At 64.5% G+C, this 15,178-nt stretch carries 11 protein-coding genes; 4 read left to right on the top strand and 7 right to left on the bottom strand.

The window, feature by feature from the left end:
- Positions 1-12: 12 nt before the first annotated feature.
- On the top strand, positions 13-660 hold the full coding sequence (locus tag MTX34_RS21130; RefSeq protein WP_243610704.1) for a type 1 glutamine amidotransferase: 648 nt from the start codon (positions 13-15) through the stop codon (positions 658-660).
- Between the two features lie 39 nt (positions 661-699).
- On the top strand, positions 700-1,074 hold the full coding sequence (locus tag MTX34_RS21135; RefSeq protein WP_243610705.1) for a VOC family protein: 375 nt from the start codon (positions 700-702) through the stop codon (positions 1,072-1,074).
- A 2-nt stretch (positions 1,075-1,076) separates the two neighbouring features.
- Here MTX34_RS21135 and MTX34_RS21140 read toward each other — a convergent pair whose 3' ends face one another.
- Positions 1,077-2,009, bottom strand: a complete 933-nt coding sequence (locus tag MTX34_RS21140) for an endonuclease/exonuclease/phosphatase family protein (RefSeq protein WP_243610706.1) — start codon at positions 2,007-2,009, stop codon at positions 1,077-1,079.
- Positions 2,010-2,141: 132 nt separating this feature from the next.
- Between MTX34_RS21140 and MTX34_RS21145 the strand changes: the two genes are divergently transcribed.
- Positions 2,142-3,782: a GMC oxidoreductase gene (locus MTX34_RS21145; RefSeq protein WP_374640197.1), complete on the top strand. Its 1,641-nt coding sequence runs from the start codon at positions 2,142-2,144 to the stop codon at positions 3,780-3,782.
- A 45-nt stretch (positions 3,783-3,827) separates the two neighbouring features.
- Positions 3,828-4,169 carry a hypothetical protein gene (locus MTX34_RS21150; RefSeq protein ID WP_243610707.1) on the top strand — a complete coding sequence of 114 codons (342 nt, stop codon included), beginning with the start codon at positions 3,828-3,830 and terminating at the stop codon, positions 4,167-4,169.
- Positions 4,170-4,178: 9 nt separating this feature from the next.
- On the opposite strand, the gene MTX34_RS21155 is transcribed toward MTX34_RS21150, so the two are convergent.
- The 6 genes from MTX34_RS21155 to MTX34_RS26170 all read right to left on the bottom strand — a co-directional run bounded on the left by MTX34_RS21155 (position 4,179) and on the right by MTX34_RS26170 (position 15,176).
- Positions 4,179-5,798 carry an alkaline phosphatase gene (locus MTX34_RS21155; RefSeq protein WP_243596068.1) on the bottom strand — a complete coding sequence of 540 codons (1,620 nt, stop codon included), beginning with the start codon at positions 5,796-5,798 and terminating at the stop codon, positions 4,179-4,181.
- Between the two features lie 80 nt (positions 5,799-5,878).
- Entirely contained in the window at positions 5,879-6,418 is a 540-nt protein-coding gene (locus tag MTX34_RS21160; RefSeq protein ID WP_243596070.1) for a hypothetical protein, read from the bottom strand.
- Positions 6,419-6,509: 91 nt separating this feature from the next.
- Positions 6,510-6,899: a VOC family protein gene (locus MTX34_RS21165; protein WP_243596071.1), complete on the bottom strand. Its 390-nt coding sequence runs from the start codon at positions 6,897-6,899 to the stop codon at positions 6,510-6,512.
- 164 nt (positions 6,900-7,063) lie between these two features.
- Positions 7,064-11,020, bottom strand: a complete 3,957-nt coding sequence (locus tag MTX34_RS21170) for a DNA-directed RNA polymerase subunit beta' (RefSeq protein ID WP_243596072.1) — start codon at positions 11,018-11,020, stop codon at positions 7,064-7,066.
- Positions 11,021-11,116: 96 nt separating this feature from the next.
- Positions 11,117-14,623, bottom strand: coding sequence for a DNA-directed RNA polymerase subunit beta (gene rpoB, locus MTX34_RS21175; RefSeq protein ID WP_094665727.1), 3,507 nt, complete (start codon positions 14,621-14,623; stop codon positions 11,117-11,119).
- A 466-nt stretch (positions 14,624-15,089) separates the two neighbouring features.
- Positions 15,090-15,176: an IS3 family transposase gene (locus tag MTX34_RS26170; protein WP_374640167.1), complete on the bottom strand. Its 87-nt coding sequence runs from the start codon at positions 15,174-15,176 to the stop codon at positions 15,090-15,092.
- Between the last annotated feature and the right edge of the window lie 2 nt (positions 15,177-15,178).

A 15,178-nucleotide genomic window follows, 5' to 3' on the forward strand; every position in this document is an offset into this window, starting at 1 on the left:
ATATTTCTGGGTATGAGTTGGTGGGTGGTGAAGCACGTCGATGCCGAAGGCCCGGCGCTGATCGGGACGATCATGACCGAGCGCGGAATCGAGTACACGGTGGTCGCGGCGGCGAGTGGGGTCCCCTTGCCCCCAGCCGACGCGGTCACGGGGTTGGTTGTGCTGGGCGGACCGGTGGATGCGTGGGGCGATGTCGCTCACCCTCACATGCGGGCCGAACGCGAATTGATTGCCGAGTGTCTAGAGCGGAACATTCCCGTGCTGGGGGTGTGTCTCGGTGCTCAATTGCTCGCGGCCTCTCAGGGATGTGCGGTGTATCGGGGTCCGGTTGCGGAGTTGGGTGCCGGTGAGGTGACTGCGACAGAGGCCGGCCAACCGATCTTCGGACCGGATCGAATCCAGGTCGTTCACTGGCACACAGATACGTTCGACCTGCCCGTCGGGGCTGTGCTCCTGGCGAGCTCGAATCTCTACCGGAATCAGGCGTTCCGGTTCGGCAGCGGGCTCGGTGTGCAGTTCCACGTCGAGCTCACACCTGCGCAGCAACCGATGCTCGACGCGCACATGCCAGCGGGAACTGCACCGAGCGCACAGGTTCTGGCTCGCGTCGCCGAGGACGGACGAAGAATTCTCGAAACATTCTTCGACGAGGCGTCATAGCGGACCGGATATGTCCGCAATGGCGCTCATCATTGCTTCATGAATTTCACTATGAAGATCGAACTCGTCACGTTGGCCGTCACCGACGTCGATCGCGCCAAGGACTTCTACGTCTCGATCGGCTTCGTCGCCGACCACGATACTCGCCCTTGGGACGGCATCCGGTACGTCCAGCTCACTCCCCCGGGCTCGGCGTGCTCCATCGCGATCGGCGAGGGCATCACCGACGCAGAGCCGGGCAAGGGGGCCGGGATTCTGATGGTCGTGGACGACGTCCAGCAGGCCTACGAGCACCTCACGTCAGCGGGCCTGAACATCGATCCGCCCAAGGACGAGGGCTGGGGCACGTTCGTGTACTTCGCCGACCCCGACGGCAACACGTGGTCGGTGCAGCAGTTGCCCGCACAGTCCTGACGCTAGGGCCGGAGCTGCAGCCGAGCCAGGATGCCACGGTGGTCGGAACCCACGATCGTCACTGCCTCGACCGATCGAACGGCCGGCCCTGCCACCAGTACATGGTCGATGGCGATGACGGGCGGGTACCAGGTGTGTGCCGGGTACGTCCTGAGCATGCCCGCCCCGGTGGCCACCGCCGCATCGACGAAGCGGCCGTCCTGTAGATCTCGGTACCGCCGATGATCCTGCGTCGCGTTGAAGTCGCCCGCCACCACCACGGGACCGTCGTCGACGGGGATCTTGGCCAAGAGCTGGCGCAACAGCCCCAGTTCACGGACCCATTCGGACGGCTCCCTCGGCCACGGCGGCACGGGGTGAACCGCGAACACCAGGGGCCGGCCCGGCATCTCCACCCGCGCGGAGAGTAGTTCTGTCACGAAACCGTCGTGGCGCTGCTCGTCGACGAGCGGGAAGCGGCTGTAGATTCCGGCACCCTCGCCGCCGGGCGCAGCGCTGACGTACGCGTGTGGCAACGACTCGGACAGTCTCGGGCGTAGACGGGCCTCGGCCTCGGGCGTCAGTTCGACGAGAGTGAGCACGTCGGGTCGGTGCTGCTCGATCAGAGCGACCAACGCGTCGAGATCGGCCTGACCCAGCCAGATGTTGGCGTGTAGCACTGTCAGGTTCGACTCGTCGGATCTTTGTGCGAATCTGCGCCGTCGCAGTGGAAGCTGGGTCGCGACCGCGCCTGCCAGTACCGCCGCGCCTGCCGCCAGCCCCCACCACCCGAACGCCACCGCCGCGAGAGCAGTGCCCGGCACCGCGGCGAGCATGAGGACATGTGCCAACGACGCGGCAACGAGCATCCCCTGGCCCCGCGCGTCCACAAGGTGCGCCATGATGCCGAGTACCGCTGCGACGAGCAGTAACAGAGCCACCGATGCCGAAACCATGAGCGGAGTCTGACAGGCAAACCTGAGGCCGAGCTGGGAAGCATCCTCGAGACCGACCGAACTGTTCGCTTTCTCGCGGCAAACACGACACAATCGACAACGCTGTCCGTGAGTCAAGTAGGGGGACTTTCCGTGAACCGAAGGCAACTGCTGCGGTTGGCCGCTGCCGGAATGCTCGGCGCTGCCGCCGCTCCGGTCCTGAACTCGGCCGGCATGGCGGGCTCGCCCACAGCAGGTGCACTCCCCATCGGTGCCGACCGCATCCGATCACTGGTTCCCGAACTGTTCGCCGATCCCCCGCGTCCACCGGATCATTCCTCCGTTCTCGTCATCGGCTCCGGATTCGGTGCCAGTGCCGCCGCCCTTCGGATGGCGCAGGCCGGCACCCAGGTGACCGTCCTCGAACGTGGACTGCGCTGGCCACGCGACCCGTGGCGCGAAATCTTCACCGCCGACATGACCGCCGACGGTCGCGGACTGTGGCAGCAGACCTCGTTCACCAACATCACCGGCATGCCCGTCGGACCGGTCGACCTCTTCGGCGGCGTACTCGACACCACGCGCTACGAGAACCTCTCGGTCTGGCGCGGCGCGGCCGTCGGCGGCGGGTCGATCGTCTACACCGGCGTCACCATCGCCCCGGACAAGAAGTTCTTCGACCTCTCCTTCGGCGGACGACTGAACTACGACGAGATGGCCGCCACCTGGTACCCCAAGGCCCGCTCGATGCTCCGGCCGTCGCCGATGCCCGAGGACGTCTACAACAGCCCGAACTTCGCACACTCGCGCACCTGGGACGACCACGCCCGACGGGCAGGCTTCACCCCTCAGGCAGTCGACGGCAACTGGAACTGGAACGTCGTCCGCGACGAGATCGGCGGCCGCTCGAGGCCGTCCGCGACCGTCGGTGCGAGCACCTTCGGCAACTCCAACGGCGCCAAGCACGACCTGACGCAGAACTACATCCCCCAAGCCGAGGCCACCGGCCGAGCGACGGTATGTCACAGCCACCGCGTAGCGGCGATCGGCTCCGAATCCGGCGGCCGCTACCGCGTCGAGATCGAACGACTCGACCCCTTCGGCAACGTCGTCGAGACCCGTACCGTCACCTGCGACACTCTCGTTCTCGGAGCCGGATCCATCGGCACCACCGAGCTGTTGATGCGGGCCCGCACCACCGGTGCGCTGGCGAACCTCAACGAATTCGTCGGCACCGGTTGGGGCACCAACGGCGACGCGTCGATGACCCGCTCCCTCGGGCCGATGTCCGCCGGACCGCAGGGAGCGCCCTGCGCGTCCCGCATCGTCGACGACTCGGGACTGCCGCTGACCGTCGAGAACTGGTATGTGCCGGGCGTTCCGACGAACCTGGGTTTCATCGGCTCACTGGGCATGACCATCGATCCACTGCGCGGGAACTTCGGATTCGATTCCGCCACGAACCGATTGACGCTGAACTGGCCGAAGGGCGGCAGCCGAGACACCGTCGAGGCCCTACGCGCAGTACAGAATCGGATGGCGCAGGCCGGCGGTACCGTCGTCGCGGCCGAACCGTTCACCCGCGACGTCGACGACACCTTCACCGCCCACCCCCTCGGCGGCGCAGTACTGGGCGACGTCACCGACGGCTACGGCCGCGTGAAGGGCCACCCCGGGCTCTACGTCGTCGACGGTGCACTGATTCCCGGCAGCACCGGAGCCGCCAACCCGTCGCTGACCATCACTGCGCTCGCCGAGCGCAACGTGGCACAGATCATCGCGGACGGGCGCTGACCACTCGAAATGGGTAGACCCGCGCCGAACGGGTAGCCCACAGATATGCCCGTCAACGATCCGACCGAACGCACCATCGCCGACCGCGACGTGGAGAAGCGCTGGAGCGACCCCGGTGCCCTCCGCAAAGCTGCGGGATACTCTGCCGGCGTCGTAGCGGTGGCCGCGGCGCTGACCGCGGTGTTCCTCCTCGTCGACCGCACCAATCCGGTGTTGGCCGCGTCGGTTCCTGCGGTGTGCTTCCTCGGCGGCATCGGGGCTCTGACGTTGGGATACAAGTCCTACCGCGCCGGTGGCACCTGGCCGATCTGGCAAGGCGCGGCATGGTTCCTGTTCACCGTGATGCTGCTCGGGCTTGCAATGCCGATGTTCGCGATTCGTCAGTGACCGTCGGCGTCAACCGAGCTGAATCTCGGGGCGGCCTTCGGGGACGGTGACGGTCGCGGCTGTGCGTACCGCCTTGCCTGGCGTCGACACCGCATCGAGAACCCTGACCTCCGAACGCCATTCGGTGTTCGTCAGCGTGCTGCGGAGATAGCCGCGTCGAGCGTTGCCGTACTTGACGTGCGGTGAGGCTTCGGCGATGGCCGCACCAGCGGTGTCGACATCGGCGCCGTCCTTGCCCGACGCGATCGACGTGGTCGCGATCTCCACACCTTGGATCGGCGACGCCTGATCCTGGTAGTCGCGGCGCAGTTCCGACACGATCGTGCGATGAATGTCGCCGACGATCGACGCGACGTTCTTCGTGCCACGATCCCGAGCCCCGTCCAGGATGCGATGCCGCGAGGCCTCGTATCCGCTCCACGGATCCATCCCGACCTTGCGATCGCTGCCGAGTCCGCGGGCCAGATCGGAAATGACCGTCTGATGCGCCAAGAAGTTCCACCTCGACGGTGATGCGAACCCGTCGAGAATCCATTGTTCCTGTGCCGCACCGGTTATGGTGCGGGACGGATCAGCCGTCTCGGCGTCCTGCGCATGCTCGCCGTCCCCGTGCGCTTGATCGCTGCGGTACTGCCGCGTGTCCAGCACCGAGAAATCCACCAGATCGCCGAACGAGAACCGGCGATAGACCGTCATGTCCGGCCCGACGGGCTTCAGATTCGCACGAACAGGGGTGTTCTCCCACCACGCCTTGAACGCGTCGGCTCTGCGCAACAGGAACTGCTTCGGATCGTCATCGTCTTGGCTGATCTGCGAGGCCCAATTGTTGTCCACCTCGTGATCGTCGAATGCGGAGACGAACGGTGCCGAGGCATGAGCGGCAGCGAGGTTCTCGTCCGCCTTGTACAGGGCATACCGATCCCGATAGTCGCCCAGCACCATGGTTTCTCGAGCCGCCGACTCGGTGCGTGGCTCGCCCTTGCGTGCGCCCTCGTCCTTGATGGCGTACTCGTAGATGTAGTCGCCCAGAAAGAACACCACATCCAGGTTCGACGCCGCCAGATCCTGGTACGCGCCGAAGTAGCCGTCCTCCCACTTCTGGCACGAGGCCCACGCGAAATCGAGCCTGCTGAGCGGCTGACCCAGTGCCGGTGCCGTTTTGGTGCGTCCCACCGGACTGGCGTGCGGGCCGACGAGGAAGCGATAGAAGTACTCACGAGCCGGCTCCAGGCCCCGGACGTCGACGTGTATCGACCAGCCGTCGAACTCGGTGGCGAGCTCGATGCCTTCGCGGGTCATCTGCGCGAAGTTCTCGTCCGCCGCGATCTGCCACCGCACCGGCACAACGCCGGGAGTCATACCACCCAGCGGGGCAAAAGGATCGGTGGCGAGCCTGGTCCACAGCACCACCGAGTCTGGCAGTGGGTCGCCGGATGCCACGCCGAGACGGAACGGGTAATCGGGCGTCACCACGGACTGCGCACCCGCTGTCGCTGTGGTTCCTGCGAGTTCGGGAGTGAACGCCAGCGCTCCCACCAACGCACTCCACGTCAGGAACTGTCGACGCGTGGCCCCCGCCCGCAAGGAGATGTCCTGACCGATCCGTACCTCGTTAGCCCGTCTCACCATCGTTCGAGGGTTTCGCACCAGGGCGAACTGTGCCCGTCATCGATCGAACGGCAAAGTGAACAGACGAAAGACTCTCCCGGTCAGCTACTACCGAACATCGGAGGCAGGACGGGTATCGCCGGGACAGGGTACGCAGCAACGTTCATGACCACGGTGCCGTCGCAGTAGCCGCCGTAGATCGTGGTCTCCCATACTCCCGTCAAGCTGCCGTCGGGTTGCGGGGTGTAAGTGGCTACCGAGCGGGCATCGTTGTAGTCCTTGGGAACGCCTTCGCCCTTGAAGCAATCCCACACCCAGTCATAGGTGTGCACCCAACTCGTTCCGTCCCAGATGTAGTCGATCGGGCGGTTCTGGAGAGACTCGTTCGCCGGTGGTGGACCGGCGACAACGGAGGCGACGCACTCTCCATCGGTGCAGTCGGAGGCGAAGGTGTACACGTTGGAGAAATCCGGTTCGCGCTGCGACGCCGCCGCGCTCGTGCCGGTCTTGCTCGCTGCGAACCGCATCAACGAATAATCGCCGGACCACAAAGGCTCATCACCGGGTGCCGCACCGGCCGGGAGGGCTCCCGCGACGATCCACGCCATGACCATCGCGAGCACGAGCACAGTCTTTCGCATTGGGCAACGATAGCCGTCGAAACCCCGCGCCGAGCCCGAGACGACGAAGTTCGCCGTACCGGCAATGCGCTGAAGATGGGCCTCCCCAGCGTCAGGCCTGAACGACCCACACCATATTGCCGTCGGGATCACGAAGTACGAACATGGGCGGAGCTCCGTCCTCTGTCCCGGAGATTGCGTCCATATCGACACCGCCGATCGCGCTCAGTCGCGCATGTTCCGCCCCGACGTCGGGTGTTTCGACACCGATCGAGGACCCGCCGGGCGAGTCACCCATCGGCGGATTCAGGGCGAGCCGCGCCGTCGAACCGGGCGGTGCCACCTCGACCCACCGATACTCGCCCTCGGGGCCGAAACGCGTGTCATCGCGCAACTCGAAGCCGAGCACACGTGAATAGAACTCGAGGGCCTTGTCCTGGTCCGCGACGGTGAACATGGCCACGCCGATGTTCACGATGGTGCTGGGTGTTTGGTTGGTCATGTCGGTACGGACTCGCGTCACGCCGGAAACTCACCGCCGAGGTCTCATACGACAAAACCCCGCACCGACCGAAGTCGATGCGGGGCTTTGGCTGCTGGCTCTGTCGTCGTGAGCGGAAATTCGTAGTGGGCTACGAAGTTCTGCTCACGTGCGACGAAGTCGCTCTAGCGGTATTCGTTGGAGAAACCGTAGTCGTCGAGCGGCACTGCAGCGCCGGTTCCCTGGCCGAAGCCGTCCGGGCTGTAGTACTGATCGTCGTACGACGGCACCGCGTACGCCGCGGCACGTGCCTCTTCGGTCGGCTGCACCGTGATGTTCCGGTACCGGTTAATGCCGGTACCAGCCGGGATGAGCTTACCGATGATGACGTTCTCCTTGAGACCTATGAGCTTGTCGCTGCGGCAGTTGATCGCCGCGTCGGTGAGCACACGAGTGGTCTCCTGGAAGGACGCTGCCGACAGCCACGAGTCGGTGGCCAGCGACGCCTTGGTGATACCCATCAGGACCGGACGTCCGGCTGCGGGCTCGCCACCCTCGGAGACGACGCGACGGTTGCTCGACTCGAATTCGCTGCGCTCGGTGAGTGAACCGGGCAGGAATTCGGTGGAGCCGCTGTCGATGATCGTCACGCGACGGAGCATCTGGCGCACGATCGTCTCGATGTGCTTGTCGTGAATCGACACACCCTGCGACCGGTACACCTCCTGGACCTCGTTGACGAGGTGGATCTGCACCTGGCGAGGACCCATCACGCGCAGCACCTCGTGCGGATCGGCAGCACCTTCCATGAGCTGCTGGCCGACCTCGACGTGGTCACCGTCCGCCAGAAGGCGCTCGGTGCCGTCGTCGTGCTTGAAGACGCGCAGACGCTGACGCTTGGAGAGCTTGTCGTAGACAACCTCTTCGCCGCCGTCGTCCGGAACGATGGTGATCTTGTAGAAACGATCGCCGTCCTCGAGCTGGATGCGTCCCGACACGTCCGCGATCGGAGCCTTGCCCTTCGGCACACGTGCCTCGAACAGCTCCTGCACGCGAGGCAGACCACCGGTGATGTCATCTCCGGCGACACCACCCTGGTGGAAGGTACGCATGGTCAGCTGGGTTCCGGGCTCACCGATGGACTGTGCGGCAACGATGCCGACGGCCTCACCGATGTCGACCAGCTTGCCGGTGGCCATCGAGCGGCCGTAGCAGGTGGCGCAAACGCCGGTGCCGGTGGTGCAGGTGAGCACCGAGCGAACCTTGACCGACGTGATGCCCGCAGCGAGCAGCGCGTCGATGGCCGGGTCACCGAGATCGTGTCCACGAGCGACGATGACCGTGCCGTTCTCGTCGACAGCGTCGTTCGCCAAGGTGCGGGCGTACGTGCTGGTCTCGACGTGAGCGTCGCGGATCATCTTGCCGTCGGCCGTCTTCTCGGCGATCGTCGTGACGATGCCGCGCTCGGTGCCACAGTCGGTTTCCCGAACGATGACATCCTGCGAGACGTCGACCAGACGACGCGTCAGGTAGCCCGAGTCGGCGGTACGAAGCGCCGTGTCGGCCAGACCCTTACGAGCACCGTGCGTGTTGATGAAGTACTCGAGGACCGTCAGGCCTTCCTTGAAGGAAGACTTGATCGGACGCGGGATGAACTCACCCTTCGGGTTCGTCACCAGGCCCTTCATACCGGCGAGCGAGCGAACCTGAGTCATGTTTCCGGCTGCGCCGGACTTCACGATCATCGGGATCGGGTTGTCGTCGGGGAAGTGGGCCTCCATGGCCTTACCGACCTGCTCGGTCGCGTCCTGCCAGATCTTGACCAATGCGGAGTTGCGCTCGACCTTGTCGAGTGCGCCACGCTGGTACTTCTTCTCGATCTGATCGGCCTGAGCCTCGAAGGTCTCCATGATCTGCGGCTTCTCCGGCGGCACGAGGACGTCGGAGATCGAGATGGTGACACCCGAACGCGTGGCCCAGTAGAAGCCTGCGTCCTTGAGCTTGTCGACGGTCTGTGCGACGACGATCATCGGGTAACGCTCGGCGAGATCGTTGATGATGGTCGACTGACGCTTCTTCGGCATCTGCTCGTTGACGAACGGGTAGTCCGCCGGCAGCAGCTCGTTGAAGAGAACGCGTCCCAGAGTGGTTTCCGCGGTCCATGCCTCGCCACGGGTCCAGCCCTCGGGGAACAGCTCGTTCTCGATGTCACGCGGCGGGCGCTGCGTGGTGAGACGAACCCGAATCTGCGACTGCACCGTGAGCGATCCACGGTCGACGGCCATCTGAGCCTCGGCCGGGGAGGAGTACGCCCCGAACTCGGCCGTGTCGGTCTTGGCGTCGGCGCGCTCGCCGACAGCACCGGCATCGAGACGCGTCAGGTGGTACAGACCCGTCACCATGTCCAGACGCGGCATGGCGAGCGGACGGCCCGATGCAGGCGAGAGGATGTTGTTCGACGACAGCATCAGCACGCGTGCCTCGGCCTGAGCCTCGGCGGACAGCGGGAGGTGGACAGCCATCTGGTCACCGTCGAAGTCGGCGTTGAACGCCTCACACACGAGCGGGTGCAGCTGGATGGCCTTGCCCTCGACGAGCTGCGGCTCGAACGCCTGGATGCCCAACCGGTGCAGGGTGGGTGCACGGTTCAGCAGCACGGGGTGCTCGGCGATGACCTCTTCGAGAACGTCCCACACCTGCGGACGCTGACGCTCGACCATGCGCTTGGCCGACTTGATGTTCTGCGCGTGGTTCAGATCCACCAGACGCTTCATCACGAACGGCTTGAACAGCTCGAGGGCCATCAGCTTCGGCAGACCGCACTGGTGCAGCTTGAGCTGCGGGCCGACGACGATGACCGAACGGCCCGAGTAGTCGACGCGCTTGCCGAGGAGGTTCTGACGGAATCGACCCTGCTTGCCCTTGAGCAAGTCGGAGAGCGACTTCAGCGGACGGTTACCCGGTCCGGTGACCGGACGTCCACGACGGCCGTTGTCGAACAGGGCGTCGACCGACTCCTGCAGCATCCGCTTCTCGTTGTTGACGATGATCTCGGGAGCACCGAGATCGATCAGACGCTTGAGGCGGTTGTTGCGGTTGATGACGCGGCGGTACAGGTCGTTGAGGTCGGACGTCGCGAAACGGCCACCGTCGAGCTGCACCATCGGACGAAGCTCCGGTGGGATGACCGGGACAGCGTCCAGGACCATGCCCATCGGCGAGTTACGGCCGGCCTGGAATGCGGCCACGACCTTCAGACGCTTGAGCGCGCGCAGCTTCTTCTGACCCTTGCCACTGCGGATGGTCTCGCGAAGAGACTCCGCCTCGGCGTCGATGTCGAAGGTCTGCATGAGCTTCTGGATCGACTCGGCACCCATGGCACCGGTGAAGTACTCGCCGTACCGGTCGATGAGCTCGCGGTAGATGAGCTCGTCGACGATGAGCTGCTTGGGAGCGAGCTTGGTGAACGTGGTCCAGATCTCTTCGAGACGATCCAGCTCACGCTGCGCGCGGTCACGGAGCTGACGCATCTCGCGCTCGCCGCCGTCCTTGACCTTGCGGCGCACGTCGGACTTGGCACCCTCGGCTTCGAGCTCGGCGATGTCGGCTTCGAGCTTCTGCGCACGAGCCTCGAGATCGGCGTCGCGCTGATCTGCGACGGCCTTCTTCTCGACCTCCATCTCGGCCTCGAGCGTCGAGAGCTCGTTGTGACGGAGCTCGTCGTCGACCGTGGTGATGACGTAGGCAGCGAAGTAGATGATCTTCTCGAGATCCTTCGGAGCCAGGTCGAGCAGGTAGCCCAGACGCGACGGCACACCCTTGAAGTACCAGATGTGCGTGACCGGAGCGGCCAGTTCGATGTGGCCCATGCGCTCACGACGCACCTTGGCGCGAGTGACCTCGACGCCACAGCGCTCACAGATGATGCCTTTGAAGCGGACGCGCTTGTACTTGCCGCAGTAGCACTCCCAGTCCCGGGTGGGGCCGAAGATCTTCTCGCAGAAGAGGCCGTCCTTCTCGGGCTTGAGCGTGCGGTAGTTGATGGTCTCCGGCTTCTTGACCTCGCCGTAGGACCACTGACGGATGTCGTCCGCAGTGGCAAGGCCAATGCGAAGTTCATCGAAGAAGTTGACGTCGAGCACGTAACTTCCTTTCCCCGTTATGGGTGTTGTGCTGGAAGAGCAAATGAGAAGAACGCCTGCCGGATCCGCACTGGGCGGATCCGGCAGACCACAGAACTACTGAGCGAGGTCGTCGACCGTGGCAGCTTCGTTGCGGGAGAGGTTGATTCCCAGGTTGGCTGCGGCACGCTCGAGGTCTTCGTCGTCACCGTCGGCCATCGTGATGGCTGCGCCGTCCGAGGACAGCACCTCCACGTTGAGGCACAGCGACTGGAGCTCCTTGAGGAGCACCTTGAAGGACTCGGGGATACCCGGCTCCGGGATGTTCTCGCCCTTGACGATCGCCTCGTACACCTTCACGCGGCCGACAACGTCGTCCGACTTGATGGTGAGAAGCTCCTGCAGCGTGTACGCGGCGCCGTAGGCCTGCATGGCCCAGCACTCCATCTCACCGAAGCGCTGTCCACCGAACTGCGCCTTACCGCCGAGGGGCTGCTGCGTGATCATCGAGTACGGCCCGGTCGAACGAGCGTGGATCTTGTCGTCGACCAAGTGGTGCAGCTTGATGATGTACATGTAGCCCACCGACACCGGGTACGGGAACGGCTCGCCGGAGCGGCCGTCGAACAACGTGGCCTTTCCGTCGGAGCCGACCATCTGCTCGCCGTCGCGGTTGGGAATCGTGCTCTCCAGCAGGCCGGCGAGCTGATTCTCCTTGGCACCGTCGAACACCGGGGTGGCGATGTTGCTGTCGGCCGGAGCCGCCAGCATCTCCTCGGGCAGACGCTCGGCCCAATCGGGCTTGCTGCCGTCCGCGGCGATCTGCACGTTCCAACCGGTCTTGCCGATCCAACCCAGGTGGGTTTCGAGGACCTGCCCGATGTTCATACGACGCGGAACACCGTGGGTGTTGAGGATGATGTCGATCGGGGTGCCGTCGGGCAGGAACGGCATGTCCTCCTGCGGGAGGATCTTGCCGATGACGCCCTTGTTGCCGTGGCGGCCGGCGAGCTTGTCGCCGTCCTGGATCTTGCGCTTCTGAGCCACGTAGACGCGGACCAACTCGTTGACGCCGGGAGGCAGATCGTCGTCGTCGTCGCGCGAGAAGACGCGGATGCCGATGACCTTTCCGTTCTCGCCGTGCGGAACCTTGAGCGAGGTGTCGCGAACTTCGCGAGCCTTCTCACCGAAGATGGCGCGCAGCAGGCGCTCTTCGGGGGTCAGCTCGGTCTCGCCCTTGGGCGTGACCTTTCCGACCAGCACGTCGCCGTCACGAACCTCGGCACCGATACGGATGATGCCGCGCTCGTCGAGGTCAGCGAGGACCTCGTCGGAGACGTTCGGGATGTCGCGAGTGATCTCCTCGGCACCGAGCTTGGTGTCGCGAGCATCGATCTCGTGCTCCTCGATGTGGATCGAGGTGAGAACGTCCTCTTCCACGAGGCGCTGCGACAGGATGATCGCGTCCTCGTAGTTGTGGCCCTCCCACGGCATGATCGCCAGCAGCAGGTTCTTGCCGAGTGCCATCTCACCGTTCTCGGTGCAGGGGCCGTCGGCGAGGACCTGGCCGGACTCGACGCGCTGTCCCTCGTCCACGATCGGACGCTGGTTGGCGCACGTGCCCTGGTTGGAACGCGCGAACTTGCGCATCCGGTAGGTCTTGCGCGATCCGTCGTCGGCCATGACCGTGACGTAATCGGCGGAGACCTCTTCGACGACACCGGTCTTCTCGGTGATGACGACGTCACCGGCGTCGACAGCTGCACGCAGCTCCATGCCGGTACCGACGATCGGAGCCTCGCTGCGCACCAGCGGGACGGCCTGACGCTGCATGTTCGCGCCCATCAGGGCACGGTTGGCATCGTCGTGCTCGAGGAACGGAATCATCGCGGTCGCGACGGAGACCATCTGTCGCGGCGAGACGTCCATGTAATCGATGTCGTCGGACGAGACGAACTCGACCTCTCCACCCTTACGACGGACGAGAATCTTGTCCTCGACGAAGTGACCCGAATCGTCGACCGGAGAGTTCGCCTGCGCGAGCGTGTGGCGATCCTCCTCGTCGGCGGTCAGGTAATCGACGTCGTCGGTGACCTTGCCGTCGACGACCTTGCGGTACGGGGTCTCGATGAAGCCGAACGGATTGACGCGTGCGTACACCGAGAGCGATCCGATCAGGCCGATGTTCGGGCCTTCCGGGGTCTCGATGGGGCACATGCGGCCGTAGTGCGACGGGTGAACGTCGCGGACCTCGAGGCCGGCGCGCTCACGAGAGAGACCGCCGGGTCCCAGTGCCGACAGGCGACGCTTGTGCGTCAGACCCGACAACGGGTTGTTCTGGTCCATGAACTGCGATAGCTGGGAGGTTCCGAAGAACTCCTTGATCGCAGCGACGACGGGACGGATGTTGATCAGGGTCTGCGGCGTGATCGCCTCGACGTCCTGAGTCGTCATACGTTCGCGCACGACGCGCTCCATGCGGGACAGGCCCACGCGGATCTGGTTCTGGATGAGCTCGCCGACGGTACGCAGACGACGGTTGCCGAAGTGGTCGATGTCGTCGACCTCGACCGGAACCTCGACGCCGTCGGGTGCGGTCATCGAGGTCTCACCTGCGTGCAGACGCACGAGGTACTCGATGGTCGCGACGATGTCTTCCTCGGTGAGGGTCGACGCCACGATGGGCTGACCCGAGTTGAGGCCGAGCTTCTTGTTGATCTTGTAGCGACCCACGCGAGCGAGGTCGTAGCGCTTGTCCTTGAAGAACAGGTTCTCCAGCAGGGTCTGCGCCGACTCCTTGGTCGGCGGCTCGCCCGGACGCAGCTTGCGGTAGATGTCGAGGAGCGCCTCGTCGGTACCGGCGGTGTTGTCCTTCTCCAGGGTGGCCATGAGGATCTCGGAGAAGCCGAAGCGCTCCGTGATCTGCTCGGTGGACCAACCGAGAGCCTTCAGCAGCACCGTGACGGGCTGACGACGCTTGCGGTCGATGCGGACACCGACGGTGTCGCGCTTGTCGACGTCGAACTCGAGCCATGCACCGCGACCGGGGATCACCTTGACGCTGTGCAGGTCCTTCTCGGTGGTCTTGTCGATCGAATGATCGAAGTAGACGCCCGGAGAACGCACCAGCTGCGACACCACGACACGCTCGGTGCCGTTGATGATGAAGGTGCCCTTGTCGGTCATCATCGGGAAATCACCCATGAAGACCGTCTGGCTCTTGATCTCACCGGTGTTGTTGTTGATGAACTCGGCCGTGACGAACAGCGGAGCCGCGTACGTCATGTCCTTGTCCTTGCACTCATCGGTCGAGGCCTTGACCTCGTCGAATCGTGGGTCGGAGAAGGAGAGAGACATCGAGCCCGAGAAGTCCTCGATCGGAGAGAGCTCGGTCAGGATGTCCTCGAGTCCACCGGCGACACTGCTGTCTCCGCGGGCGGCGGCACGGTCACGCCAACTCTGCGCACCTACCAGCCATTCGAACGAATCCGTCTGTACATCGAGGAGACCGGGTACCTCCAACGGCTCGCGAATGTTCGCGAACGAAACCCTCCTCGGGGCTCCCGGTGTTCCGACAACTGCCTTGGTCTGGCTAGAGACTGCCAAGATGCGTCCTTCCAGCACCTCACGCGGGTCGCTCGTGCAGTGCGACCGCCGCTGTATCTGTTTGCTATATGTGGGGCGAATTTCGGCTGGTGCAACCAGACCGAATCCCCATCACAGCGGCCCGAAAACGTGCTTTCGGGTAACAGCGATCGAGAGGTGGACAGGAGGCAGCCAGCGCAACGTCCAAAGGTACCCCAAATGTGCGCAGAGCGCAACGGGGGCATCAAAAGTAGCACCCGGGGTCCATTCGTGCGCTGACTCGACGAAAGCGTGTCGCCTGCCGTACGCCCGATGCCGCTGCGCTTCAGAACCGCTGGGGGTGCTCCTGACGACAAGAGTGACCCTTGAGCCTTCCTTCGTCAAGAGGTTCGGCCCGATCCGTTTTCCGCGAGACCCGTTTTCCGTGAGACCGCACTCGAACCGGTCGCGTCAATGGACCATTGCACTGCACTGGACCCCGTGGGTTGGACTGCTAAAGCAAATCCTAGGCTGCGAGGGCCTGGGCTCGGTATCGCACCGGGCTCAGGCCGTCGAGACGTAGCGAGATGCGGTCATTGTTGAACCAGTCGATGT

Origin of the sequence: Rhodococcus sp. ARC_M5, assembly GCF_022810405.1 — a bacterium.
Lineage (GTDB): Bacteria > Actinomycetota > Actinomycetes > Mycobacteriales > Mycobacteriaceae > Rhodococcoides > Rhodococcoides navarretei.

Coding starts and splice junctions, on each gene's coding strand:
- MTX34_RS21130 (WP_243610704.1), top strand. CDS start 13: ATGAGTTGGTGGGTGGTGAAGCACGTCGATGCCGAAGGCCCGGCGCTG.
- MTX34_RS21135 (WP_243610705.1), top strand. CDS start 700: ATGAATTTCACTATGAAGATCGAACTCGTCACGTTGGCCGTCACCGAC.
- MTX34_RS21140 (WP_243610706.1), bottom strand. CDS start 2,009: ATGGTTTCGGCATCGGTGGCTCTGTTACTGCTCGTCGCAGCGGTACTC.
- MTX34_RS21150 (WP_243610707.1), top strand. CDS start 3,828: ATGCCCGTCAACGATCCGACCGAACGCACCATCGCCGACCGCGACGTG.
- MTX34_RS21155 (WP_243596068.1), bottom strand. CDS start 5,798: ATGGTGAGACGGGCTAACGAGGTACGGATCGGTCAGGACATCTCCTTG.
- MTX34_RS21160 (WP_243596070.1), bottom strand. CDS start 6,418: ATGCGAAAGACTGTGCTCGTGCTCGCGATGGTCATGGCGTGGATCGTC.
- MTX34_RS21165 (WP_243596071.1), bottom strand. CDS start 6,899: ATGACCAACCAAACACCCAGCACCATCGTGAACATCGGCGTGGCCATG.